The sequence below is a fragment of the Thalassospiraceae bacterium LMO-SO8 genome, assembly GCA_031655335.1.
Lineage (GTDB): Bacteria > Pseudomonadota > Alphaproteobacteria > Rhodospirillales > Casp-alpha2 > UBA1479.
Genome location: CP134226.1, coordinates 3,560,053 through 3,583,389, shown reverse-complemented (window position 1 = coordinate 3,583,389; position 23,337 = coordinate 3,560,053). Strand labels below are relative to the sequence as shown.

Here is a 23,337-nt window from a genome sequence, read left to right as displayed (position 1 = left end):
GCACATACACTCTTGGCGATTCGAACGGGTGGCGAAACACCTGGTCGAGTGGGTGGCTAAACACCCGATCACGATAATAATCTATTTGTCCCAACCCGATACCTTTCAGCAAGAGGGGGCCTTTCAATTGAACAAGAATGATCTGATCGCAGCCGTTGCCAACAGCACCGGCTTGTCCAAATCCGATTCCGCAAGCGCAGTTGACAGCGTTTTCGACGCGATCGCTGGCGCTTTGAAGGGCGGTGACGAAGTCCGCCTGGTCGGCTTCGGCACCTTCAGTGTGACCAAGCGCGCCGCGACCACGGGCCGTAACCCGCGGACCGGCGAAAGCATCCAGATTCCGGCGTCCAACCAGCCCAAGTTCAAGGCTGGCAAGGGTCTGAAGGACGCGGTCAACTAAGACCGGCGTCTCAGCCACACATAACGCCTACAGACCGGCCGCCGAAATATTCGGCGGCCGGTTTCGTTTGACCGGATGCCTTGGGGCGCGATCGCCGACGGCACGGGGCAGGGGAGGGGCTTGCGCGCTTGTGCCGGCCGGCCTCAGCCCTTAAATAGAGCCCTCTGCGGACGGGCGGTTAGCTCAGTTGGGAGAGCGTCTGGTTTACACCCAGAAGGTCGGGGGTTCGAACCCCTCACCGCCCACCATCCGCCGCAAGGGGAGGATGCCGCAAGCCTGCGATTTTCAAGGCAAGAGAGGTTAGGGGACTTTTCCCGCCGATCGTCCTTGACACTGCTTCCGGCGCTGGAGTACATGGTGCCCTCTTTCGCGCACCGGGGCCCATGCCCCAGGCGGAAAGACCCTTCAGAAGGGGGTGTAGCTCAGTTGGTTAGAGCGCCGGCCTGTCACGCCGGAGGCCGCGGGTTCGAGTCCCGTCACTCCCGCCATTTCCCCCAATTCCAGGTTTCCTTCACGTCTGTTGCCGGGCGTCGGTTTTTTGCGCCCGCGCGGCGATAAAACCTTTGAAATTTATCCGGTTATCGGTCACTTTCCCCCGGTAGTCACCGACATGGCCTCATTAAGTCATCGACGTGGCCGCATCGCGGCATTCCTTAGAATGCATTCGGGGGGACCAAGGCAGGAAGCCGGGGACAGGGAGTTCGGCGTGAACGATTTGCTATTGGAATATCTCCCCATCCTGATCTTCATCGGGATTGCCGTCGGCCTTGCCGGCGCGATCATGTTGGCGTCCTTCGTGATCGCCCAGCAGAACCCCGACGTGGAAAAGAACTCGGCCTATGAATGCGGCTTCGAAGCCTTCGACGATTCGCGCGGCCGGTTCGACGTTCGGTTTTATCTGGTGGCCATCCTGTTCATCATTTTCGATCTCGAAGTGGCCTTCCTGTTTCCCTGGGCGGTGACGCTGGGCAAGATCGGTGTCTTCGGTTTCTGGTCGATGATGGTATTCCTGTCCGTGCTGACCATTGGATTTATCTACGAGTGGCGCAAAGGCGCCCTCGAATGGGAATAATAGAGGGAGTGACCGAATGTCCGTCGTGACGCAGCCCGGAACCGCCCCCGACCTCGGCCAGCCCTTAGGGCCCGGCGCCGAGCAGGACGAGATTCTCGCCCGCGTGACCCAGGAGCTACAGGACAAGGGCTTCGTCCTTGCCAATGTGGACAAGCTGGTCAACTGGGCGCGCACGGGGTCGTTGTGGCCCATGACCTTCGGTCTGGCCTGCTGCGCGGTCGAGATGATCCACGCCTACATGAGCCGCTATGACCTGGACCGCTTCGGCGTGGTGCCGCGGCCGAGCCCGCGCCAGTCCGACGTGATGATCGTCGCCGGCACCCTGACCAACAAGATGGCCCCCGCGTTCCGTAAGGTCTACGACCAGATGGCGGAACCGCGTTATGTGATCTCCATGGGATCCTGCGCCAACGGCGGCGGCTATTACCATTATTCCTATGCCATCGTGCGCGGCTGCGACCGTGTCGTGCCCGTCGACGTCTATGTGCCCGGCTGCCCGCCGACGGCCGAGGCGCTGGTGTATGGCATTCTCCAATTGCAGAAGAAAATCCGCCGTACCGGCGCCCTGTGGCGCTGACGCGACCGGACGAACCGAGACCGATCACTAAAAGAACCAAGAAGACCATGGATCAGGCCCTCAAGGAACTTGCCGAACACCTCCGCGACCAGCTTGGCGATAAGCTGTTGGCCGACGAGGTGCGTCTCGGCGAATTGATGATCACCGTCAGGCGGGACGCCATCGTCGCGGTGCTGAAGTCCCTGCGTGACGATTCGAACTGCCGGTTCCATCAGCTGATGGACATCTGCGGCGTCGACTACGCGGATGAAAGCCCGCGCTTCGAGATCGTCTACAACCTTCTGTCCATGACCCATAACACGCGCATCCGCGTCAAGCTGCGCACGGACGAGGACGACCCCGTGCCGTCCGTCGCCGGGGTGTTCTCGACCGCCAACTGGTTCGAGCGCGAAATCTGGGACATGTACGGCGTGTTCTTCTCCGACCATCCCGACCTGCGCCGCCTGCTCACCGATTACGGGTTCGAGGGGCATCCCCTGCGCAAGGACTTCCCGCTGACGGGCTATGTCGAGGTGCGTTACGACGACGAACAGAAACGCGTGGTCTACGAGCCCGTGAAGCTGACCCAGGAATTCCGCAACTTCGACTTCGAAAGCCCCTGGGAAGGCATGGAACGCGTCGTCCTGCCGGGCGACGAGAAGGCCGAGGCGGAACCGGAAACCGAGGCGTCCTGACCATGGCCGAAACCCAGATCAAGAATTTCAACCTCAACTTCGGGCCGCAGCATCCGGCGGCCCACGGGGTGCTGCGCCTGGTCCTGGAAATGGACGGCGAGGTCGTGGAGCGCGCCGATCCGCACATCGGCCTGCTGCACCGGGGCACGGAAAAGCTTATCGAATACAAGACCTACGCCCAGGCCGTGCCGTACTTCGACCGCCTGGACTATGTCGCGCCGCAGAACCAGGAACACGCCTTCGTGCTGGCGGCGGAAAAGCTGCTGGGCATCGAAATTCCCAAGCGGGGCCAGTACATCCGCGTGCTCTATTGCGAAATCGGCCGCATTCTCAACCACATCCTGAACATCACGGCCTTCGCCATGGATGTGGGCGCCATGACGCCGATGTTGTGGGGCTTCGAGATTCGCGAACGCCTGATGGAGTTCTGTGAATCCGCCTCGGGTGCGCGCCTGCACATGAACTATTTCCGCGTCGGCGGCGTCGCCCAGGACCTGCCGGCAGGGTTGCTGGAAGACATCGCCAAATGGGCCGATGAAGAGTTCCCGGCCTTCCTCGACGATCTGGAAAGCCTGCTCACGGAAAACCGCATCTTCAAGCAGCGCACGGTCGATATCGGCGTCATCGATGCCGAACAATGCTTCGACTGGGGCTTCACGGGCCCGAATCTGCGCGCCTCCGGGGTTGCCTGGGATCTGCGCAAGGCGCAGCCCTATGACGCCTATGCGGAAATGGATTTCGACATTCCCGTGGGCAAGATGGGCGACTGCTACGACCGCTATCTGGTGCGCATGCTGGAAATGCGCGAATCCCTGAAGATCATCCGCCAATGCGTTGAAAACATGCCCGGCGGGCCGGTCAAGTCGACCAACAAGAAGGTCACGCCGCCGACCCGCGGCGACATGAAGCAATCCATGGAAGCCTTGATCCACCACTTCAAACTGTTTACCGAGGGCTTCCACGTGCCGGCTGGCGAAACCTATACGGCCGTCGAGGCGCCCAAGGGCGAATTCGGCGTCTATCTGGTGGCCGACGGCTCCAACAAACCCTATCGCTGCAAGATCCGGGCGCCGGGATTCGCCCATCTGGAAGCGACGGAATTCCTGTCGAAGGGGCATATGCTCGCGGACGTGGTCGCGAACATCGGCTCCATCGACGTCGTGTTCGGCGAAATCGACCGGTGACCGGAATGAATACACAGCAACCGTCGAGCTTCGCCTTTACGGCGGAGAACCTCGAAAAGGCCAAATGGCACATCGCCAAGTATCCGGCGGGCCGCCAGCAGAGCGCGGTGATGCCGCTGCTGGATCTGGCGCAGCGGCAGAACGGCGGCTGGATTCCCCAGGCGGCGATCGAGGTCATCGCCGACATGCTCGATATGGCGTCGATCCGGGTCTACGAGGTCGCGACCTTCTACACCATGTACAATCTGAAGCCGGTCGGCAGGCACTTCGTCCAGGTCTGCACCAACCTGCCGTGCTGGCTGCGCGGTTCGGACCAGATCATGGCCGCCTGCAAGAAGGTGACCGGGTGTTCGAACGGTGAAACCTCCGCCGACGGCGAATTCACGGTGCTCGAGGTCGAATGCCTGGGTGCCTGCGTCAACGCGCCGATGATGCAGATCGGCGACGATTATTACGAAGACCTGGATTCGGTCACGGCCGAAGAGGTTCTGACGGCGCTCAAGGCGGGACAGAAGCCGAAGGTCGGCTCCCAGTCGGGGCGCCATACCTGCGAGCCCGCCGGGGGGATCACGACCCTGACCGACCGTTACCCGGACCGGGCCGCCAAGGCGGGAGGCGACGACTGATGCTTGCCGACAAGGACCGCATCTTCACCAATATCTACGGCTTCGACAGCCCCTGGCTGGACGCCGCGCGCGCGCGCGGCGACTGGGACGGCACCAAGAAGCTGATTGAGTTGGGCCGCGACAAGATCATCGACGAGATGAAGGAATCGGGCCTGCGCGGGCGCGGCGGCGCCGGCTTCCCCACGGGCGTGAAGTGGTCCTTCATGCCCAAGGAAATCGGCTCCCGGCCCCATTACCTGGTCATCAACGCGGACGAGGGCGAGCCGGGCACCTGCAAGGACCGCGAAATCATGCGCTCCGAGCCGCATAAGCTCATCGAAGGAGCCTTGGTCGCGTCCTTCGCCATGGGCGCGCATGCGGCCTATTGCTACGTGCGTGGCGAGTTCCATCACGAGATCGATTGCCTGCAACGCGCCGTCGACGAAGCCTACGAAGCGGGCCTGATCGGCGACGACGCCTGCGGCACGGGCTGGAAGTTCGATTTCTACGTCCATTCCGGCGCCGGGGCCTATATCTGCGGCGAGGAAACCTCGCTGATCGAAAGCCTGGAAGGCAAGAAGGGCCAGCCGCGCCTGAAACCGCCGTTCCCGGCCGGCGTCGGCGTGTGGGGCTGCCCGACGACGGTCAACAACGTGGAATCCATCGCCGTGGCGCCGACCATCCTGCGCCGGGGCGCCGATTGGTTCGCCGGCATCGGCCGGCCCAATAACGTGGGCACCAAGCTGTTCAACATTTCCGGTCATGTGAACCAACCCTGCACGGTCGAAGAGGAAATGGGCATTCCGCTCAAGGAACTCATCGAACGGCACGCGGGCGGGGTGCGCGGCGGCTGGGACAACCTGCTGTGCGTCATTCCCGGCGGGGCGTCGGTGCCGGTGCTGCCCAAGAACATCTGCGACGACGTGCTGATGGATTTCGACAGCTTGCGCGAGCAGCGGTCGGGCCTGGGCACGGCGGCGGTCATGGTCATGGACAAGTCGACGGACGTGATCAAGGCGATCGCGCGCCTGTCGGCGTTCTACAAGCATGAAAGCTGCGGCCAGTGCACGCCCTGCCGCGAGGGCACGGGCTGGATGGCGCGGGTCATGCAGCGCATGGTTTCGGGCGACGCCCATATCGACGAGATCGACACGCTGGAAGAGGTCACCCGTCAGGTCGAAGGGCACACGATCTGCGCCCTCGGCGATGCCGCCGCCTGGCCGATCCAGGGATTGATCCGCCATTTCCGCCCGGAAATGGAAAAACGGATCCTCGACAACATCGCGCGCCGGTCGGCGGCGGAATAGACAGGTTTACTAGGGGCTTGAGCTAGATGCCAAAGATCACCATCGACGGCACGGAACACGAGGTCGAAGCCGGCATGACGATCCTGCAGGCCTGCGAGCAGGCCGGCAAGGAAGTGCCGCGTTTCTGCTATCACGACCGTCTGTCCATCGCCGGCAACTGCCGCATGTGCCTGGTGCAGATGGAACGCTCGCCCAAGCCGGTGGCGTCCTGCGCCATGCCCGTGGCCGACGGCATGGTCGTCTACACGGACACGCCCGAGGTCAAGAAGATGCGCCAGGGGGTGATGGAGTTCCTGCTTATCAACCATCCGCTGGACTGTCCGATCTGCGACCAGGGCGGCGAATGCGACTTGCAGGACCAGGCCATGGCCTATGGCATGGATCACGGGCGCTACAAGGAAAACAAGCGCGCCGTCGAAGACAAGCACATGGGCCCGCTGATCAAGACGATCATGACCCGCTGCATCCATTGCACGCGTTGCGTTCGGTTCTCGACCGAGGTCGCGGGCGTCACCGACATGGGGCTGATCGGGCGCGGCGAGAGCGCCGAAATCGTCACCTACCTGGACCAGGCCGTCAGTTCCGAACTGTCGGGCAACGTCATCGATCTGTGCCCGGTGGGGGCGCTCACGTCCAAGCCCTATGCCTTCGCGGCCCGCCCGTGGGAATTGAAGAAGACCGAAAGCATCGACGTGTCCGATGCCCAGGGCTGCGCCATCCGCGTCGATAGCCGGGGGCCCGAGGTGATGCGCGTGTTGCCGCGCCTCAATGAGGACGTCAACGAGGAATGGATTTCCGACAAGGCGCGCTATTGCGTCGACGGCCTGAAGCGCCAGCGCCTGGACCGGCCCTATGTGCGCGTGAAGGGCAAGTTGCAGCCGGCGACCTGGCCGGAAGCCTTCGCCGCCGTGGCCAAGGCCGTCAAGGGCAAGCCGGGCAACGAGATCGCCGCCATCGCGGGCGATCAGGCTGATTGCGAAAGCATGCTGCTGTTGAAGGAACTGATGGTCGGCCTGGGATCGGCCAACATGGATTGCCGCCAGGACGGATCGAAGGTCGACCCGGCCGTGCGCGCATCCTACATCTTCAATTCGACCATCGCCGGGATCGAGGACGCGGACGCGTTGCTGATCGTGGGGGCCAACCCGCGCTGGGAAGCACCCGTGCTCAACGCCCGCATCCGCAAGCGGTATCTGATGGGCAACTTCCCGATCGCCGCCGTCGGCCCGGCCATCGACCTGAGCTATCCCGTGGACTGGCTGGGTGAGGATGCCAATGTGCTGGCGCAGATTGCCGCCGGCAGCCATCCCTTTGCCGAGGTCCTGAAGACGGCCGAACGGCCCATGATCATCGTCGGCTCGGGCGCCGTGGCGCGCCCCGACGGCGCGGTGGTGCTGGGTCTGGCGCGCCAAGTCGCGGACGCGGCCGGTGCGGTGACGGCGGACTGGAACGGCTTCAACGTGCTGCAGCGCGCGTCGTCGCGCGTCGGCGGCCTGGACCTGGGCTTCGTGCCGGGCGAGGGCGGCCTGGACACGGGCCGCATCCTGGATGGTGCCGCGACCGGCGACATCAAGGTGATCTATCTTCTGGGCGCCGACGAGATCGACACCAAGGACCTGGACAAGCCCTTCGTGATCTACCAGGGCCATCACGGCGACGCGGGCGCCCATGTCGCCGACGTGATCCTGCCGGGGGCGGCCTATACGGAAAAGGACGCGACCTACGTGAACCTGGAAGGCCGCGTTCAGCGCGGCCAGTTGGCCGTCTATCCGCCGGGCGACGCCCGCGAGGACTGGAAGATCATCCGCGCCCTGTCGGACGCCCTGAACGCCACGCTGCCTTATACGACCCTGGCCGACGTGCGCCGGGGCCTGGTCAAGGCCAATCCCGTGTTCCAGGGCATCGACGACATCCAGGCGGCAACCTGGGGCGACTTCGGCGGGTCGGGCGAGGTGTCCGGCGCGTTCACCTATCCGATCGCCAATTTCTACATGACCGATCCGATCAGCCGTGCGTCCGCCACCATGGCTGAATGCACGGACGAAATTCTCGGCGGCGGGGAAGGGAAGACCGGCACCGATGGTTGAGGCCTGGAACAGCTGGATCTGGCCGACGGTCTGGATCGTCCTGAAAATCCTTGTGATCGTGGTGCCGATTCTGCTTTCGGTCGCCTATCTGACCCTGTTCGAACGCAAGGTCATCGGCGCCATGCAGCTGCGCAAGGGCCCGAACGTGGTCGGCCCCTTCGGTCTGTTCCAGCCGCTGGCCGACGGCGCCAAGCTGTTCCTCAAGGAAATGATCATCCCGTCGGGCGCCAATCCGGGGGTGTTCATCCTGGCGCCTTGCGTGACTTTCGCGTTGGCTCTCATGGCCTGGGCGGTGATTCCCTTCGGCGAGGGCCTGGTGCTGGCCGACATCAACGTCGGCATCCTGTATCTGTTCGCGATCTCGTCCCTCGGCGTCTACGGCATCCTGATGGCCGGCTGGGCGTCCAACTCGCGCTATGCCTTCCTGGGCGCGCTCCGCAGCGCCGCGCAGATGGTGTCCTATGAAGTCTCCATGGGCTTCGTCATCATCACCGTGCTGCTGTGCGTCGGTTCGCTGAACCTGTCCGCCATCGTCGAGGCCCAGCGCGACATGTGGTTCGTCATTCCGCTGTTCCCCATGGCGGTGGTGTTCTTCATCTCGACCCTGGCCGAGACCAACCGCCATCCCTTCGATCTGCCGGAGGCCGAGGCCGAACTGGTCGCCGGCTACAACGTCGAATATTCCGGCATGGCCTTCGCCCTGTTCTTCCTGGGCGAATACGCCAACATGATCCTGATGTCGGGGATGACCACGATCCTGTTCCTTGGGGGCTGGTTGCCGCCGATCGACATCGAGCCCCTGAACTGGATTCCGGGGCCGATCTGGTTCGCGGCCAAGATCGCCTTCTGTCTGTTCATCTTCATCTGGGTGCGCGCGACCTTCCCGCGTTATCGCTACGACCAGTTGATGCGCCTCGGCTGGAAAGTGTTCCTGCCGATTTCGCTGTTCGCCGTCGCGGCCGTGGCCGGTGTGTTGCTGGCCTTCGGCTGGGTTCCCACCCCGGTCGCCGGTTAAGGGTTTAGGAGAGTTCCATGAGCTTCATCGGACAAAGCGCCAAGGCCCTGTTCCTGAAGGAACTTGTCGCCGGCATGGCGCTGACGCTCAAGTACTTCACCAAGCCCAAGGTGACCTTGAACTACCCCTATGAAAAAGGCCCGTTGAGCCCGCGGTTCCGCGGCGAACACGCGCTGCGCCGTTATCCCAACGGCGAGGAACGCTGCATCGCCTGCAAGCTGTGCGAGGCGATCTGCCCGGCTCAGGCCATCACCATCGAGGCCGAACCCCGCGACGACGGCTCGCGCCGCACCACGCGCTACGACATCGACATGGTGAAGTGCATCTATTGCGGTTATTGCGAGGAAGCCTGCCCGGTCGACGCCATCGTCGAGGGCCCGAACTTCGAATACGCCACGGAAACCCGCGAAGAACTGTTGTACGACAAGACCAAGCTGTTGGCCAACGGCGACCGTTGGGAAACGGAACTGGCCGAGCGGCTGCGCGCCGACGCGCCCTACCGCTGACCATTCCCCCTGATCGGGGCTGAAACAAGAAGATTTAAGGACTGACGAGGAAAGTATGAGGGGAATTGAGGACAAAGGCCGCGCCATGGCGCGGACAGGGAACGTGAAGGGAGGCGGCAGATGATCGTCGAAGCCCTGGCGTTCTACATGTTCGCCTTCATCGCCGTGGCCGCGGGCGTGCTGGTCATTTCCTCCAAGAACCCCGTTCATTCGGTGCTGTTCCTGATTCTGGCGTTCTTCAATTCGGCCGGGCTGTTCGTGCTGCTGGGGGCCGAGTTCCTGGCCATGATCCTGGTCGTCGTCTATGTCGGCGCCGTTGCCGTGCTGTTCATGTTCGTGGTCATGATGCTGGACATCAATTTCACGGAACTGCGCTCGGGCTTTCTGCAATACCTGCCGCTGGGCGGGCTGGTCGGCCTGATCCTGCTGGCGGAAATGGTCGTCGTGGCCGGCGGTTGGCAGTCCATCGCCGGCGGCGCCAAGCTGGCCGAGGCGGCGGCCCCCATCGTCAAGGGCACGACCAACACCCATGCCCTGGGTGAGATCGTCTACACGCACTACGTCTACCTGTTCCAGGCCGCGGGCCTGATCCTGCTGGTCGCCATGATCGGCGCCATCGTGCTGACCCACCGGCGGCGCACGGGCGTCAAGCGCCAGCGCATCGCCGATCAGAACGCGCGCGGCACGGACACGGTCGAGGTCCGCAAGGTCGAAGTCGGGAAGGGGATCTGAGCATGTTTGAAATCGGCCTGTCCCATTACCTGACCGTCGCGGCGATCCTGTTCACGCTGGGCATCTTCGGAATTTTCCTGAACCGCAAGAACGTCATCATCATCCTGATGTCGATCGAACTGATGCTGTTGGCGGTGAACATCAACCTGGTCGCGTTCTCGTCCCATCTAGGCGATCTGGTCGGCCAGGTGTTCGCGCTGTTCGTGCTGACCGTCGCCGCCGCCGAGGCGGCCATCGGTCTCGCCATTCTGGTCGTGTACTTCCGCAACCGCGGGTCCATCGATGTCGAAGACATCAACATGATGAAGGGCTAGGGAGCGGCTCATGATCGAAATTCTCGCTGTCTTCCTGCCGCTCGTCGGCGCGGCCCTGGCCGGTGTGATCGTGTTCATGCCGCAGGCGGACAAACACAAGCAGCACACCATGGACACCCTGGCGCAGTGGATCACCTGCACGGGTCTGGTACTGTCGGCCATCTGCGCGATCATTCTGTTCAAGGACGTCGCGCTCGACGGCAACGCCCGGGTGACGGAACTGTTCACCTGGATCGATTCCGGCAGCCTGGAGGTTTCCTGGGCATTGCGGGTCGATCAATTGACTGCGGTCATGATGATCGTCGTGACCGGCGTGTCGGCCATGGTGCACATCTATTCCTGCGGCTACATGCACCACGACAAGTCGATCCCCCGGTTCATGAGCTATCTCAGCCTGTTCACCTACTTCATGCTGATGCTCATCACCTCGGACAACCTGGTGCAGCTGTTCTTCGGCTGGGAAGGGGTCGGGCTCGCGTCCTACCTGCTGATCGGCTTCTGGTACGACCGGCCGTCGGCCAACGCGGCGGCGATCAAGGCCTTCGTGGTCAACCGGGTCGGCGATTTCGGCTTCGCGCTGGGCATTTTCGCGACCTTCATGCTGTTCGACACGGTCAACCTGGACACCATCTTCCAGGCCGTGCCCGGCAAGGCCGACGCCACGCTGAACGTGTTCGGCGGCGAATTCCATGCGCTGACCGTGTGCTGCCTGCTCTTGTTCGTGGGCGCCATGGGCAAATCGGCGCAGTTGGGCCTGCATACCTGGCTGCCGGACGCCATGGAAGGTCCGACGCCCGTGTCGGCGCTGATCCATGCGGCGACCATGGTCACGGCCGGCATCTTCATGGTCGCGCGTCTGTCGCCGATGTTCGAATATTCCGAAGTGGCGCTGACCGTCGTCACCATCGTCGGCGCCTCGACCTGTATTTTCGCGGCGACCATCGGTTGCGTGCAGAACGACATCAAGCGGGTGATCGCCTATTCGACCTGTTCGCAGCTCGGCTACATGTTCTTCGCCTGCGGCGTGTCGGCCTATTCGGCGGGTATCTTCCACCTGATGACCCACGGCTTCTTCAAGGCGCTGTTGTTCCTGGGCGCCGGTTCGGTCATCCACGCCATGTCCGACGAACAGGACATGCGCAAGATGGGCGGCATCTGGAAGCACATCAAGGTGACCTACATCCTGATGTGGATCGGCTCTCTGGCGCTGGCCGGCATTCCGCCCTTCGCCGGGTTCTATTCCAAGGACATCGTGCTTGAAGCCGCCTGGGGTGCCCATACGGGCGTCGGCCAGTACGCGTTCTGGCTTGGCATCACCGCCGCCTTCCTGACGGCGTTCTATTCCTGGCGCCTGCTGATCATGACGTTCCACGGCAAGCCGCGCGCCGACGAGACCACCATGGCCCATGTCCATGAAAGTCCGATGGTCATGGTCCTGCCGCTGGTCGTGCTGGCGGGCGGGGCGTGCCTTGCCGGGGTGCTGGCCTACGACCTGATGGTCGGCCACCACATGGCGGAATTCTGGGGCAAGTCGATCGTCGTGCTGGAGCACCACAAGGCTTTGGAAAACGCCCATCATGTGCCGCTTTGGGTGAAGCTGCTGCCGCTTGTCGTCGGCGTCGCCGGGATCGCCATGGCCTATGTGTTCTACATGTTCGCGCCGGGCATTCCGGGGGCGATCGCCGCCAGGTTCCAGGGCGTCTACCAGTTCCTGCTCAACAAATGGTATTTCGACGAGCTGTACGACAAGATTTTCGTGAAGCCGTCCTTCTACCTGGGGCGCAATCTCTGGAAAACGGGTGACGGCACGTTGATCGACGGGCTCGGCCCCGACGGCGTGTCGGCCGCCGTGAAGCACATCGCACGCCGCGCGTCGGCGCTGCAAACCGGCTACCTCTACCATTACGCCTTCGCCATGCTGGCGGGCATCGTGGTGCTGGTGACCTGGTATCTATTGACGAAGGCGGGGTGAGACGACCATGGATTGGCCCATTCTATCGCTGGTCACCTTCCTTCCGCTTGTCGGCGTGGCGCTGATTGCGTTTATTCCGGCGGACAACCCGGAAAATTCGCGGCGCGTGGCGTTGTGGGTGTCGGGCGGCACGTTCGTCGTGTCGCTGTTGATCTGGTTCAACTTCGACCGCACCACGGCGGCCATGCAGTTCGTCGAGGAAGCGGCCTGGATGCCCATCGCCGGCATTTCCTACCGCGTCGGCATCGACGGCATTTCCATGCTGTTCGTGCTGCTGACCACGCTGTTGACGCCGCTTTGCATCCTGGCCAGCTGGGAATCGATCAAGGTCCGTGTGAAGGAATACATGATCGCCTTCCTGATCCTGGAAACCTTCATGGTCGGCATGTTCGTCGCGCTCGACCTGTTCCTGTTCTACATCTTCTTCGAAGCGGTCCTGATCCCGATGTTCATCATCATCGGCGTGTGGGGCGGCCCCAGGCGCATCTACGCCTCGTTCAAGATGTTTCTCTACACGCTGCTGGGCTCGGTGCTGATGCTGCTGGCCATGCTGGCCATGTACTTCGACGCCGGCACCACGGACATCACCAAGTTGTTGGTGCATGACTTCCCGTCCGCGCTCGAACCCTGGCTGTGGCTGGCCTTCTTCGCGTCCTTCGCGATCAAGATGCCGATGTGGCCGGTGCATACCTGGCTGCCCGATGCCCACGTCGAAGCCCCCACGGCGGGCTCGGTCATCCTGGCCGGCGTGCTGCTGAAGTTCGGCGGCTACGGTTTCCTGCGCTTCTCCCTGCCCATGTTCCCCGAAGCCAGCGTCATGTTCACGCCGCTGATCTACACCCTGTCGATCATCGCGGTGATCTACACCTCCCTGGTCGCCCTGGCGCAGGAAGACATGAAGAAGCTGATCGCCTATTCGTCGGTCGCCCACATGGGCTTCGTGACCATCGGCGCCTTCACCATGACGGTGCAGGGGGTCGAGGGCGCGATCTACCAGATGCTCAGCCACGGCGTCGTGTCGGCGGCCCTGTTCCTGATCGTCGGCGTCGTCTACGACCGTGAGCATTCGCGTGAGATCACCCATTACGGCGGACTGGTCGAACGCATGCCGGTCTACGGCATCACCTTCATGCTGTTCATGCTGGCCTCCGTCGGCTTGCCGGGCACGGGTGGGTTCGTCGGCGAATTCCTGGTCCTTTTGGGCGCCTTCCAGGCCAATTCCTGGGTCGCGGCGCTGGCCGCCACGGGCGTCATCCTGGGGGCCGTCTATATGCTGTACCTCTACCGCCGGATCATCTTCGGCAAGCTGACCAAAGAACACCTGAGCAAAATCCTCGACATGGACAAGCGCGAGATCGCGGTGTTCGCGCCGCTTGTCGTCGTTACCCTGTGGATGGGGATTTATCCGTCATCGTTCCTTGACGTCATGCATGTGTCCGTCGAAAACCTGCTGAAGCATGTTGAAACGGCATTGGCCGCGGCCGGCCATTCCAATCTGGCCGGGCGCTAAGGGAGAACCGGACGAGATGTCGATCGATCAAATCATTCCGGCCCTGCCCGAAATCTTCGTCGCCTGCATGATCATGGCGCTGCTGATGCTGGGCGTGTTCCAAAAGGGCGCGCTCGCCGATCAGGACGTGAAAAGCTTCCGCCTGATTTCCGGGCTTTCCGTGGGCGTGCTGGGCCTGACCATCCTGCTGGTCGTGATGCTGGCCGACCGCCAGTTGATGGCCTTCAACAACATGTTCGTCGTCGACGGCTTCGCGACCTATGCCAAGGTCCTGGTGCTGATCGCGTCCGGCTGCGCCATCGTGCTGTCGGCGGGCTATATGGAACGCAACGGCGTGGCGCGGTTCGAATACGCCGTGCTGGTCGTGTTCGCGACCCTCGGCATGATGATGATGATCTCGGCCAACGACCTGATCTCGCTCTACATGGGGCTGGAGATGCAGTCGCTGTCGCTCTACGTCATCGCCTCGTTCCAGCGCGACGATCAGCGGTCGACGGAAGCGGGCTTGAAGTACTTCGTTCTCGGCGCCCTGGCGTCGGGCATGCTGCTGTACGGCGCCTCCATGGTCTACGGGTTCTCCGGCACCACCAATTTCTCGGTCCTCGCCGATCTGTTGAAGGGCGGGACGCCCTCGGTCGGCCTAGTCGTCGGCATCGTCTTCGTGGTCGCGGGGCTGGCCTTCAAGGTTTCGGCCGTGCCGTTCCACATGTGGACGCCCGACGTCTACGAAGGGGCGCCGACGCCGGTCACGGCCTTCTTCGCCGTGGCGCCCAAGATCGCCGCCCTGGCGCTGTTCACCCGGGTGATGATGGAGCCCTTCGGCGAGGCCGCCGACAGTTGGCGTCAGGTCATCATCTTCATCTCCGTCGCCTCGATGATCCTGGGCGCGGTCGCCGCCGTGGCGCAGAAGAACATCAAGCGCCTGATGGCCTACAGCTCCATCGGCCATGTCGGCTATGCCCTGATCGGGCTGTGCGTCGCCAACGAGACGGGCGTGCGCGGCATCCTGGTCTATCTCGCGATCTATCTGGTGATGAACGTCGGCGCCTTCGCCTGCATTCTGTGCATGAAGCGGGGCGACCGCATGGTCGAACAGATTTCCGATCTGGCGGGCATGTCCAAGACCCATCCGACCATCGCCTTCGCGTTCCTGGTCTTCATGTTTTCCATGGCCGGTGTGCCGCCGTTGGCGGGCTTCTTCGCCAAGCTTTACATCTTCTGGGCGGCCGTTGATGCCGGCCTGATGGCGGTCGCGATCATCGGCGTTCTGACCAGCGTCATCGGCGCGTTCTATTACCTGCGCATCGTGCGGGTGATGTACTTCGAGGATGCCGAGGACCCGCTGGACGCCGGCGTCAGCCGTGAATTGAAGATCCTGATCGGCGTCACCGCCTTCATCATCTGTTTCTTCTTCATCCAGCCGAATCTGATTCTGGAACCCGCGGCGGCGGCGGCGAAAGCCCTCCTTGCAGGGTAGAGAGTGAAGTCCGTCATGGACGCGCCAAGACTCCCGTCACTGTTCACCCTTGTCGAACTCGACACGGTCGACAGCACCAATGCGGAAGCCCGACGCCGGGCCGAGCAGGGGGCCGAATCCGCGCCCGAGGGCACCCTGATCTGGGCCGCCGAGCAGACCGCCGGACGGGGCCGCCGGGGCCGCACCTGGGTCAGCCCCAAGGGTAATTTCTACGCTTCCATCATTTTGCGCCCGGACGTGCCGCTTCGGGATGCGGCGCAGTTCGGTTTCGTCGCCTCGCTCGCCGTGTTTGACGCCATCGGCAGCCTGGCCCAGCCGGGCACGGAAGCCCATACCAAATGGCCCAACGACGTCCTGATTTCCGGGCGCAAGGTCGCGGGCATTCTGCTGGAGGCCCAGGGCGCCGCGTCCGCCGACGCGAAGCCCGATTTCGTCATCGTCGGCGTCGGCGTCAACCTGCGCAGCTTCCCTGAGGATGTGGAGTTCCCCGCGACGTCCATGTTGGACGAGGGGGCGACCGTTCTGGTGCCAGAATTTCTTGAAAGCTTCGGGCGGCACTTCCTGGCCTGGACCCGCATCTGGGTCGACGAGGGGTTTGAGCGCCTGCGCAAGAACTGGCTGTGGCGCTGCGACCAGGTCGGCAAGGAGGTCGAAGTGCGGCTTGCCAACGAAACCCTGACAGGCACCTTCAAGGACCTGGACGACAGCGGCGCGTTGATCCTGGAAACGCCCTCGGGCCCGCGCACGATCACCGCCGGCGACGTCTTTTTCCCGCAAAGCCAGGACGCCTAAGGGCGGGACGGGGCATCATGCTGCTGGCAATCGATTCCGGAAACACCAACATCGTCTTCGCCGTGTTCGGCGACGACGGCGCGATGAAGGGCTCCTGGCGCGCCAATTCCAAGCTGGAGCGCACCAAGGACGAACACGCCGTCTGGCTGCGCCCGCTCATGGAAATGAACGGCATCGACCCCGACGGGATAACTCACGCCATCCTGGCCACGGTGGTGCCCAACAACCGCTTTCCCCTGGTCGGGCTGTGCCGCGACTATTTCGGGATCGACCCCCTGGTGGTCGGCGACGCGAATGTCGATCTCGGCATCAAGGTGCTGGTCGACCGTCCCGAACAGGTCGGGGCCGACCGTTTGGTCAACACGGTGGCCGCCCATGCCAAATACGGCGGGCCGCTGATCATCGTCGATTTCGGCACGGCGACGACGTTCGATGTGATCGACGGGCAGGGCAGTTACATGGGCGGCGTCATATCGCCCGGCATCAACCTGTCCCTGGAAGCCCTGCATCAGGCGGCGGCCAAGCTGCCGCTGATCAGTATCGAGCGGCCGGACAGGGTGATCGGCCGCGACACCGTCACCGCCATGCAGTCGGGCGTGTTCTGGGGCTATGTCGGCCTGATCGAAGGCATCGTGCGGCGTATCCAGCTGGAAACGGGGGCCGACGCCCGCGTGATCGCGACCGGCGGTCTGGCCCCCCTGTTCCTTGACGCGACCCAGGCCATCGAACTGGTGGACGGCACATTGACCCTGGACGGGCTGTACATGATCCACCGGAACAACACGGCATGACCGGGCCGGCAAAGCCGAAGAAGGCGAAATCGAAAACGGCCAAATCGACCCCGAACGGCAACGAACTGGTGTTCGTCGCCCTGGGCGGCGCCGGCGAGATCGGCATGAACCTGAACCTTTACGGCTACGGCCCGCCAGGGGAGGAGCGCTGGATCATGCTCGACCTGGGGGTGACCTTTTCCGACGGCTGGCCGCCGGGGGTGGACGTCATCATGGCCGATCCGTCGTTCATCGAGGAGCGCGCGGATCAGCTCGACGGTCTGGTGCTGACGCATGCCCACGAAGATCACCTGGGCGCCGTGCAGTACCTGTGGGACCGTTTCAAGTGTCCGATCTTCGCGACGCCGTTCACGGCCCATATCCTGGCCCGCAAGCTGGCCGAACCGGGCTGGGAGGACGACGCCGACGTTACCGTCGTGCCGTTGCAGGGCACGTTCTCGGTCGGGCCGTTCGAACTGGAACTGATCACGCTGACCCATTCCATCCCCGAACCCAACGCCGTGGTCGTGCGCACGCCCTTGGGCACCGTGCTGCACACGGGCGACTGGAAGTTCGACCCCGACCCGGTGATCGGCGACGTATCGGACCAGGCGGCCCTGCGCGCCCTGGGCGACGACGGCGTGCTGGCCATGGTCTGCGATTCCACCAACGTGTTTTCACCGGGACAGTCCGGGTCCGAGGGCGAGATTTTGGACAGCATGACTGAGGTCATCGCCGGCTGTCCGGGCCGGGTCGCCGTGGCCTGCTTCGCGACCAACGTGGCGCGGCTGGAAACCATCGCCCGCGCGGCCCAGGAAACGGGCCGCCAGGTCGTCCTGGCCGGGCGTTCCCTGTGGCGCATCCAGAGTGCAGCCCGCGAGAACGGATACCTGGCCGATGTGCCGGCGTTTCTCGACGAAGGCGACGCCGACAGCCTGCCCGACGACAAGGTCCTGATCATCTGCACGGGCAGCCAGGGGGAGCCCCGGGCCGCCCTGTCCCGCATCGCTTCCGGCGATCATCCGCGCATTTCCTTGGGCGAAGGGGACTGGGTGATCTTCTCATCCCGGGAAATTCCCGGCAACGAGACCTCGATTGCCCGCTTGCAGAACGATCTGGTGGCGCGCGGCGTGCGGATCATCACCTCGCGCGACGCCTTCGTTCATGTCTCGGGCCACCCCAACCGGGACGAATTATCGCATATGTACCAACTGGTGCGGCCGCGCTATGCGGTGCCGGTGCATGGCGAATTGCGCCACCTGCACGAACACGCGCGCCTGGCCCGCGAATGCCAGGTCGAGGCGGCGATCGTCGCCCCCAACGGCACCATGACCCGCCTGGCGCCGGGGCCGCTCGACGTCGTCGATCATGTGCCGACGGGCCGCCTGGCCCTGATCGGCGGCCGGCTGGTGCCCATGGAAGGCAATCTCATCAAGGAACGCATCCGCGGCGTGTGGCATGGCGTGGTCACGGTGACGGTGGCCGTCGACGACGGCGGTCTGGCCGAGGAGCCGCAGATCACCACGCTCGGCATTTCCGAGGACGAGGACAACGACCCGGTGGTCGATGCCGCCCGCGAGGCCGCGATCAACGCCGTGCGGTCCCTGCCGCCGCGCAAGCTGGCCGACGACGCGGCCGTCATCGAGGCCGTGCGCCTGGCCGTGCGGCGGACGTTCCGCGGACAATTGGACATGAAGCCCGTGACAACGGTGCATTTGGTGCGTATCTGATAAAGACGAGGGGCAGGGACAACCGTGACGGAGAATTCTGCGACATGATCGGAAAACTGAACCACGTGGCCATCGCCGTGCCCGATCTGGCCGCCGCGACCGCGACCTACCGCGATACCCTGGGCGCCAAGGTCTCGCCACCACAGCCGGAGCCCGACCACGGCGTCACCGTGGTGTTCGTCGAGCTGGACAACACCAAGATCGAACTGCTGCATCCCCTGGGCGAAGGCTCGCCCATCCAGGGCTTCCTCGACAAGAACCCGTCGGGGGGCATTCATCACGTGTGTTACGAGGTCGATGACATTCTGGCCTCCCGCGACCATTTGAAGGAGCAGGGGGCCCGCGTGCTGGGCGGCGGCGAACCCAAGATCGGCGCCCATGGCAAGCCGGTTCTGTTCCTGCATCCCAAGGATTTCAACGGCACCCTCATCGAACTGGAACAGGCCTAACCATTATGAGCTGGCAAACCGGCCTTGCCGTCTATTTCGTGATTTGGTGGATCGCGCTGTTCGCGGTGCTGCCCTGGGGCGTGCGCCGGGTCGATCCGGCGGACCTCAACCCGGGCGAGGACCCGGGATCGCCGGCCAAGCCGCGAATCCTGTTGAAGTTCGCCGCCACCTCGGTGCTTGCCGGAATCATCTTCGCGGGCTTCTACTGGCTGCACGAATCCGGGCTGGTCAGCTTCCGTCAATAGCGGGAACGGTCCATCCCGATCGGGCAAAAAATTAAGGCAAGACCTTTCGGTCTTGCCCCACTGAAGTCCTGAATTCTCTAAAGCTTCGCGCCGTTTGAAGGCTGCCGCTTAATTATTGCTTCTTGCTTTTTTCCTCCCAAAACCCGGGCCCAGTCTGACCGGCAGGTGCTCGTCATTGCGAGCGAGGGCATCTTACCCGGAGCCCCCAGTCGGGTCACCCTTTTTCTCAGGGATGCGCCTAAGTTTCTTCGTTAACCTGCTGATTGCACAGGGCCAAACATACCTCCATACGTAGACTGGTCGATGACGCCGCCCGATACATGGGCCCGTGGACAAAGCCCCCGTGGACAAGGTATGACCTTCCCTTGTTCTTGAACCCGTTGCCGGGCCTTGGGGCCCGGTGCCGCAAACCGCCTCGACTGCCATCCCGCAGAGACCATAAGTTAACGGAAGGATCCCGGCCCGCATGCGCCTTTCCCGCTTTTTCATGCCGACCATGAAGGAAACGCCCGCCGACGCCCAGATCGCGTCGCATCGCCTGATGCTGCGCGCGGGCATGGTGCGCCAGTCTTCGGCGGGGATCTATTCCTGGCTGCCGCTGGGCTATCGGGTACTCAAGAACATCACCCGCATCGTCGAGGAGGAACAGGATGCGATCGGCTGCCAGCAGGTTCTGATGCCGACCATCCAGCCGGCGGAACTGTGGCGGCAGTCGGGACGTTACGACGCCTACGGGCCTGAGATGCTGCGCATCACCGACCGCCACGAGCGGGACATGCTCTACGGGCCGACCAACGAGGAGCAGATCACCCAGATCTTCGCCGACGCCGTGCGCTCCTACCGCGACCTGCCGAAGATGCTCTATCACATCCAGTGGAAGTTCCGCGACGAAGTGCGGCCCCGCTTCGGGGTCATGCGCGGGCGCGAATTCCTGATGAAGGACGCCTATTCCTTCGACCTGGATTATGAAGGTGCCAGAAAGTCTTATCAGAAACATTTTGTGTCTTACTTGAAGACCTATGCGCGGATGGGGTTGAAGGCCATTCCCATGGCGGCGGACACCGGGCCGATCGGCGGCGACATGAGCCACGAGTTCCTGATCCTGGCCGATACGGGCGAAAGCGAGATCGCCTGCCACAAGGATTTCCTCGACAACAACTGGCTCGACGGCGTCGATTTCGACGGCGACCTGAGCAGTGTGGTCGAGACCTTCACCGGCAAGTACGCCGCGACGGATGAAAAGCGCGACCCGGCGGCCGAAGCGGCCTTGGGCGACGACCTGATCACCGCCCGGGGGATCGAGGTCGGGCACATCTTCTATTTCGGCAAGAAATATTCCGAGCCCATGGGCGCCAAGGTCACCGGCCCCGACGGCCAGGAAATCGTCTGCGAGATGGGGTCCTACGGCATCGGCGTGTCGCGCCTTGTCGGCGCCATTATCGAGGCGTCCCATGACGATGCGGGCATCATCTGGCCCGAAGCGGTGGCCCCGTTCCGTATCGGTCTGATCAACCTGCGTTCGGGCGACGCGGCCTGCGACGCGGCCTGCCAGGACATGTACGAACAGCTTTTGGGCGCCGGGCAGGACGTTCTCTACGACGACCGCGACGAACGGGCCGGCGGCAAGTTCGCCGACATGGACCTGATCGGCCTGCCGTGGCAGCTCATCGCCGGGCCGCGCGGCCTGGAAAAGGGCATGGTCGAACTGAAGAACCGGGCGACCGGCGAACGCGTGGAAATCAGCCGAGAATCGGCCCTCGCGCGTCTGACGCAAGGATGAGGGCCGTCATGGCCTGGAAAACCGACGGAATGCGGATTAAAGATCACTTGCTTGCCCTTAGCCCAACCCGCCGCCGATCCCACAAGGAAGGATAGCGCCCCTCGTGTTCAGCCGATTTGAATGGATGATGGCGCTGCGCTATCTACGCGCCCGCCGGCAGGAGGGGTTCATCTCCGTCATCGCCTGGTTTTCGCTGCTCGGTATCGCGCTCGGCGTCGCCACCCTGATCATCGTCATGTCGGTGATGAACGGTTTCCGTCAGGAACTGTTGACCCGCATCCTGGGGCTCAACGGGCATCTCAGCGTGCAGGGCCAGTTCCGCGACCTCAAGGATTTCGACCCCATCGGGCAGCGCATTCGTGATCTCAGGGGGGTGGTCAGCGTGACCCCCTTGATCGAAGGCCAGGTCATGGCCACCGCCAACGGGGCGGCGCAGGGGGCCCTGGTACGCGGCATCCGCCATGCCGATCTGGCGCGGCGCAAGCTGATCGCCGACAACATCGCCCGCGGCTCCCTCGACGATTTCAAGGACGGCGGGCAAAGCGTCGTGATCGGCGACCGCCTGGCGCAGAAAATGGGGGTCCGGGTCGGCGATAAGATTACGCTGATTTCACCCAAGGGCAGCGCCACCGCCTTCGGCACGGTGCCGCGCGCGGCGGCCTACCGCATCGCGGCGACCTTCGAGGTCGGCATGTACGAATACGATTCCAGCTTCGTGTTCATGGACCTGGCCGATGCCCAGGTCTACTTCAAGTTTCCCAAGGAAGCCGTCTCGTCGCTCGAAGTCTTCATCCGTGACCCGGATCAGGCGCTGGAGGTCAAGACCCGCATCGCCGGCGCCGTGCCCGGGATCGGGCGCATCCATGACTGGCAGCAGGCCAACGCCAGCTTCTTCAACGCCATCCAGGTCGAACGCAACGTGATGTTCCTGATTCTGACGCTGATCATCCTGGTCGCGGCGTTCAACATCATCTCGTCCATGATCATGCTGGTGAAGGACAAGGGCAGGGACATCGCCATCCTGCGGACCATGGGGGCGACCCGCGGCATGGTGATGCGGGTATTCCTGATCGCCGGCGCCAGCGTCGGCGTGATCGGCACCGTCGCGGGCGCCGTCCTGGGCATCGCCTTCGCCGACAACATCGAGGGCGTGCGCCAGTGGATTCAGGGCCTGACCGGCACCGACCTGTTCGCCGCCGAAATTTATTTCCTGTCGCAACTGCCCGCCGTCATCGACTGGAGCGAGGTCATCGCCGTGATCGGCATGGCGCTGGGCCTGTCGTTCCTGGCGACCATCTATCCGTCCTGGCGTGCCGCCCGCACGGACCCGGCCGAGGCGCTGCGCTATGAGTGAGACGGGGATGGTGCCCGCCCTGGCGCTGCGCGGCATCCGGCGCACCTTCCGCCAGGGGCGGTCGGAATTGGAAATCCTCAAGGGCATCGACCTGACCGTGCGCCCGGGCGAGGTCGTGGCCCTGGTCGGCCCGTCGGGGGCGGGGAAATCGACCTTGCTGCACATCGCGGGCCTGTTGGAATCCCCCGATGCCGGCACGATCGAGGTCAACGGCCAGGACTGTTCCGCCATGGGCGACGAGGAACGCACCCTGATGCGGCGCTACAACCTGGGTTTCGTCTATCAACATCACCACCTGCTGCCGGAATTCACGGCGCTTGAAAACGTCATCATCCCGCAGATCATTTCCGGCATCCCCCATAAGGACGCCAAGGACCGGGCCAAGGAAATCCTCAACTGGATGGGGCTGTCGGAACGCCTGACCCATCGTCCGGCGCGGCTGTCCGGCGGCGAGCAGCAGCGCGTCGCCATCGCTCGGGCGCTGTCGACAGCACCCAAGGTGCTGCTTGCCGACGAACCCACGGGCAACCTGGACCCGCATACGGCGGACGAGGTGTTCTCGATCCTGCTGCGTCTGGCCCGGGGGGCTGGTCTGGCGGCCCTGATCGCGACTCATAACCCGCGACTCGCGGCGCAGATGGACCGCACGTTGCGGCTGACCGACGGGTTTCTGTTCCCGGAATAAACCGCACCCAGCATATTTTCGGGACCAAAATCCGCACGATGCTTTTGCCATATCGGGGTATGATCGGTAGCTTGCTTGGGGGCGGGCCAACGTCAACGAT

At 63.5% G+C, this 23,337-nt stretch carries 23 protein-coding genes and 2 tRNA genes; all 25 read left to right on the top strand.

The genetic code is table 11. From position 1 onward, the window contains the following. Positions 1 to 127 precede the first annotated feature (127 nt). The 25 genes from RJ527_17300 to RJ527_17180 all read left to right on the top strand — a co-directional run bounded on the left by RJ527_17300 (position 128) and on the right by RJ527_17180 (position 23,237). Positions 128 to 400, top strand: coding sequence for an HU family DNA-binding protein (locus RJ527_17300; GenBank protein WND78081.1), 273 nt, complete (start codon positions 128 to 130; stop codon positions 398 to 400). Between the two features lie 172 nt (positions 401 to 572). Continuing rightward, positions 573 to 648, top strand: a tRNA-Val gene (locus RJ527_17295). Between the two features lie 163 nt (positions 649 to 811). Continuing rightward, positions 812 to 888, top strand: a tRNA-Asp gene (locus tag RJ527_17290). A 32-nt stretch (positions 889 to 920) separates the two neighbouring features. Continuing rightward, complete coding sequence (locus tag RJ527_17285; GenBank protein ID WND75772.1) at positions 921 to 1,472, top strand: NADH-quinone oxidoreductase subunit A; 552 nt, start codon at positions 921 to 923, stop codon at positions 1,470 to 1,472. Positions 1,473 to 1,488: 16 nt separating this feature from the next. Next, entirely contained in the window at positions 1,489 to 2,049 is a 561-nt protein-coding gene (locus RJ527_17280; GenBank protein ID WND75771.1) for an NADH-quinone oxidoreductase subunit B family protein, read from the top strand. A 47-nt stretch (positions 2,050 to 2,096) separates the two neighbouring features. Next, complete coding sequence (locus RJ527_17275) at positions 2,097 to 2,723, top strand: NADH-quinone oxidoreductase subunit C (GenBank protein ID WND75770.1); 627 nt, start codon at positions 2,097 to 2,099, stop codon at positions 2,721 to 2,723. Positions 2,724 to 2,725: 2 nt separating this feature from the next. Further along, a complete protein-coding gene (locus tag RJ527_17270) occupies positions 2,726 to 3,907 on the top strand; it encodes an NADH-quinone oxidoreductase subunit D (GenBank protein WND75769.1) in 1,182 nt (393 codons plus the stop codon). A 5-nt stretch (positions 3,908 to 3,912) separates the two neighbouring features. After that, the gene (gene nuoE / locus RJ527_17265) at positions 3,913 to 4,533 is read left to right on the top strand and encodes an NADH-quinone oxidoreductase subunit NuoE (GenBank protein ID WND75768.1); all 621 of its coding nucleotides are present in this window, start codon (positions 3,913 to 3,915) and stop codon (positions 4,531 to 4,533) included. Then, positions 4,533 to 5,819: an NADH-quinone oxidoreductase subunit NuoF gene (nuoF, locus tag RJ527_17260; protein WND75767.1), complete on the top strand. Its 1,287-nt coding sequence runs from the start codon at positions 4,533 to 4,535 to the stop codon at positions 5,817 to 5,819. Before nuoE ends, nuoF begins: the two co-directional genes overlap by 1 nt. 26 nt (positions 5,820 to 5,845) lie before the next feature. Beyond that, the gene (gene nuoG, locus RJ527_17255) at positions 5,846 to 7,906 is read left to right on the top strand and encodes an NADH-quinone oxidoreductase subunit NuoG (protein WND75766.1); all 2,061 of its coding nucleotides are present in this window, start codon (positions 5,846 to 5,848) and stop codon (positions 7,904 to 7,906) included. After that, complete coding sequence (gene nuoH / locus RJ527_17250) at positions 7,899 to 8,921, top strand: NADH-quinone oxidoreductase subunit NuoH (protein ID WND75765.1); 1,023 nt, start codon at positions 7,899 to 7,901, stop codon at positions 8,919 to 8,921. Before nuoG ends, nuoH begins: the two co-directional genes overlap by 8 nt. Positions 8,922 to 8,938: 17 nt before the next feature. Then, positions 8,939 to 9,427 (top strand): NADH-quinone oxidoreductase subunit NuoI, encoded by a 489-nt coding sequence (nuoI, locus tag RJ527_17245; protein WND75764.1) that lies wholly within the window; start codon positions 8,939 to 8,941, stop codon positions 9,425 to 9,427. A gap of 120 nt (positions 9,428 to 9,547) precedes the next feature. Continuing rightward, a complete protein-coding gene (locus RJ527_17240; GenBank protein WND75763.1) occupies positions 9,548 to 10,159 on the top strand; it encodes an NADH-quinone oxidoreductase subunit J in 612 nt (203 codons plus the stop codon). Between the two features lie 2 nt (positions 10,160 to 10,161). Next, complete coding sequence (gene nuoK, locus RJ527_17235) at positions 10,162 to 10,473, top strand: NADH-quinone oxidoreductase subunit NuoK (GenBank protein ID WND75762.1); 312 nt, start codon at positions 10,162 to 10,164, stop codon at positions 10,471 to 10,473. Between the two features lie 10 nt (positions 10,474 to 10,483). Beyond that, the gene (gene nuoL / locus RJ527_17230) at positions 10,484 to 12,445 is read left to right on the top strand and encodes an NADH-quinone oxidoreductase subunit L (GenBank protein WND75761.1); all 1,962 of its coding nucleotides are present in this window, start codon (positions 10,484 to 10,486) and stop codon (positions 12,443 to 12,445) included. 7 nt (positions 12,446 to 12,452) lie between these two features. Continuing rightward, the gene (locus RJ527_17225; GenBank protein ID WND75760.1) at positions 12,453 to 13,955 is read left to right on the top strand and encodes an NADH-quinone oxidoreductase subunit M; all 1,503 of its coding nucleotides are present in this window, start codon (positions 12,453 to 12,455) and stop codon (positions 13,953 to 13,955) included. Positions 13,956 to 13,971: 16 nt separating this feature from the next. Then, positions 13,972 to 15,432, top strand: a complete 1,461-nt coding sequence (gene nuoN / locus RJ527_17220; protein ID WND75759.1) for an NADH-quinone oxidoreductase subunit NuoN — start codon at positions 13,972 to 13,974, stop codon at positions 15,430 to 15,432. 15 nt (positions 15,433 to 15,447) lie between these two features. Continuing rightward, the gene (locus RJ527_17215) at positions 15,448 to 16,224 is read left to right on the top strand and encodes a biotin--[acetyl-CoA-carboxylase] ligase (protein ID WND75758.1); all 777 of its coding nucleotides are present in this window, start codon (positions 15,448 to 15,450) and stop codon (positions 16,222 to 16,224) included. Positions 16,225 to 16,241: 17 nt separating this feature from the next. Further along, positions 16,242 to 17,015 carry a type III pantothenate kinase gene (locus RJ527_17210; GenBank protein ID WND75757.1) on the top strand — a complete coding sequence of 258 codons (774 nt, stop codon included), beginning with the start codon at positions 16,242 to 16,244 and terminating at the stop codon, positions 17,013 to 17,015. Next, the gene (locus RJ527_17205; protein ID WND75756.1) at positions 17,012 to 18,724 is read left to right on the top strand and encodes a ribonuclease J; all 1,713 of its coding nucleotides are present in this window, start codon (positions 17,012 to 17,014) and stop codon (positions 18,722 to 18,724) included. The genes RJ527_17210 and RJ527_17205 overlap by 4 nt, the downstream gene beginning before the upstream one ends. Before the next feature lie 44 nt (positions 18,725 to 18,768). Beyond that, positions 18,769 to 19,173 carry a methylmalonyl-CoA epimerase gene (mce, locus tag RJ527_17200; protein WND75755.1) on the top strand — a complete coding sequence of 135 codons (405 nt, stop codon included), beginning with the start codon at positions 18,769 to 18,771 and terminating at the stop codon, positions 19,171 to 19,173. A gap of 5 nt (positions 19,174 to 19,178) precedes the next feature. Beyond that, on the top strand, positions 19,179 to 19,418 hold the full coding sequence (locus RJ527_17195) for a DUF1467 family protein (protein WND75754.1): 240 nt from the start codon (positions 19,179 to 19,181) through the stop codon (positions 19,416 to 19,418). 466 nt (positions 19,419 to 19,884) lie between these two features. Continuing rightward, positions 19,885 to 21,198: a proline--tRNA ligase gene (locus RJ527_17190; GenBank protein ID WND75753.1), complete on the top strand. Its 1,314-nt coding sequence runs from the start codon at positions 19,885 to 19,887 to the stop codon at positions 21,196 to 21,198. Positions 21,199 to 21,322: 124 nt separating this feature from the next. After that, entirely contained in the window at positions 21,323 to 22,552 is a 1,230-nt protein-coding gene (locus RJ527_17185; protein ID WND78080.1) for a lipoprotein-releasing ABC transporter permease subunit, read from the top strand. Continuing rightward, positions 22,545 to 23,237: an ABC transporter ATP-binding protein gene (locus RJ527_17180; GenBank protein ID WND75752.1), complete on the top strand. Its 693-nt coding sequence runs from the start codon at positions 22,545 to 22,547 to the stop codon at positions 23,235 to 23,237. The genes RJ527_17185 and RJ527_17180 overlap by 8 nt, the downstream gene beginning before the upstream one ends. The last annotated feature ends 100 nt before the right edge of the window (positions 23,238 to 23,337 follow it).

What these genes read in the sequence shown, in the direction of transcription:
- RJ527_17210 (WND75757.1), top strand. Translation starts at nt 16,242, where the DNA reads ATGCTGCTGGCAATCGATTCCGGAAACACCAACATCGTCTTCGCCGTG.
- nuoG (WND75766.1), top strand. Translation starts at nt 5,846, where the DNA reads ATGCCAAAGATCACCATCGACGGCACGGAACACGAGGTCGAAGCCGGC.
- nuoE (WND75768.1), top strand. Translation starts at nt 3,913, where the DNA reads ATGAATACACAGCAACCGTCGAGCTTCGCCTTTACGGCGGAGAACCTC.
- RJ527_17215 (WND75758.1), top strand. Translation starts at nt 15,448, where the DNA reads ATGGACGCGCCAAGACTCCCGTCACTGTTCACCCTTGTCGAACTCGAC.
- RJ527_17190 (WND75753.1), top strand. Translation starts at nt 19,885, where the DNA reads ATGCGCCTTTCCCGCTTTTTCATGCCGACCATGAAGGAAACGCCCGCC.
- nuoI (WND75764.1), top strand. Translation starts at nt 8,939, where the DNA reads ATGAGCTTCATCGGACAAAGCGCCAAGGCCCTGTTCCTGAAGGAACTT.
- RJ527_17205 (WND75756.1), top strand. Translation starts at nt 17,012, where the DNA reads ATGACCGGGCCGGCAAAGCCGAAGAAGGCGAAATCGAAAACGGCCAAA.
- RJ527_17270 (WND75769.1), top strand. Translation starts at nt 2,726, where the DNA reads ATGGCCGAAACCCAGATCAAGAATTTCAACCTCAACTTCGGGCCGCAG.
- RJ527_17225 (WND75760.1), top strand. Translation starts at nt 12,453, where the DNA reads ATGGATTGGCCCATTCTATCGCTGGTCACCTTCCTTCCGCTTGTCGGC.
- nuoF (WND75767.1), top strand. Translation starts at nt 4,533, where the DNA reads ATGCTTGCCGACAAGGACCGCATCTTCACCAATATCTACGGCTTCGAC.
- RJ527_17240 (WND75763.1), top strand. Translation starts at nt 9,548, where the DNA reads ATGATCGTCGAAGCCCTGGCGTTCTACATGTTCGCCTTCATCGCCGTG.
- nuoN (WND75759.1), top strand. Translation starts at nt 13,972, where the DNA reads ATGTCGATCGATCAAATCATTCCGGCCCTGCCCGAAATCTTCGTCGCC.
- nuoH (WND75765.1), top strand. Translation starts at nt 7,899, where the DNA reads ATGGTTGAGGCCTGGAACAGCTGGATCTGGCCGACGGTCTGGATCGTC.
- nuoL (WND75761.1), top strand. Translation starts at nt 10,484, where the DNA reads ATGATCGAAATTCTCGCTGTCTTCCTGCCGCTCGTCGGCGCGGCCCTG.
- RJ527_17180 (WND75752.1), top strand. Translation starts at nt 22,545, where the DNA reads ATGAGTGAGACGGGGATGGTGCCCGCCCTGGCGCTGCGCGGCATCCGG.
- RJ527_17280 (WND75771.1), top strand. Translation starts at nt 1,489, where the DNA reads ATGTCCGTCGTGACGCAGCCCGGAACCGCCCCCGACCTCGGCCAGCCC.
- mce (WND75755.1), top strand. Translation starts at nt 18,769, where the DNA reads ATGATCGGAAAACTGAACCACGTGGCCATCGCCGTGCCCGATCTGGCC.
- RJ527_17195 (WND75754.1), top strand. Translation starts at nt 19,179, where the DNA reads ATGAGCTGGCAAACCGGCCTTGCCGTCTATTTCGTGATTTGGTGGATC.
- RJ527_17275 (WND75770.1), top strand. Translation starts at nt 2,097, where the DNA reads ATGGATCAGGCCCTCAAGGAACTTGCCGAACACCTCCGCGACCAGCTT.
- RJ527_17185 (WND78080.1), top strand. Translation starts at nt 21,323, where the DNA reads ATGATGGCGCTGCGCTATCTACGCGCCCGCCGGCAGGAGGGGTTCATC.
- nuoK (WND75762.1), top strand. Translation starts at nt 10,162, where the DNA reads ATGTTTGAAATCGGCCTGTCCCATTACCTGACCGTCGCGGCGATCCTG.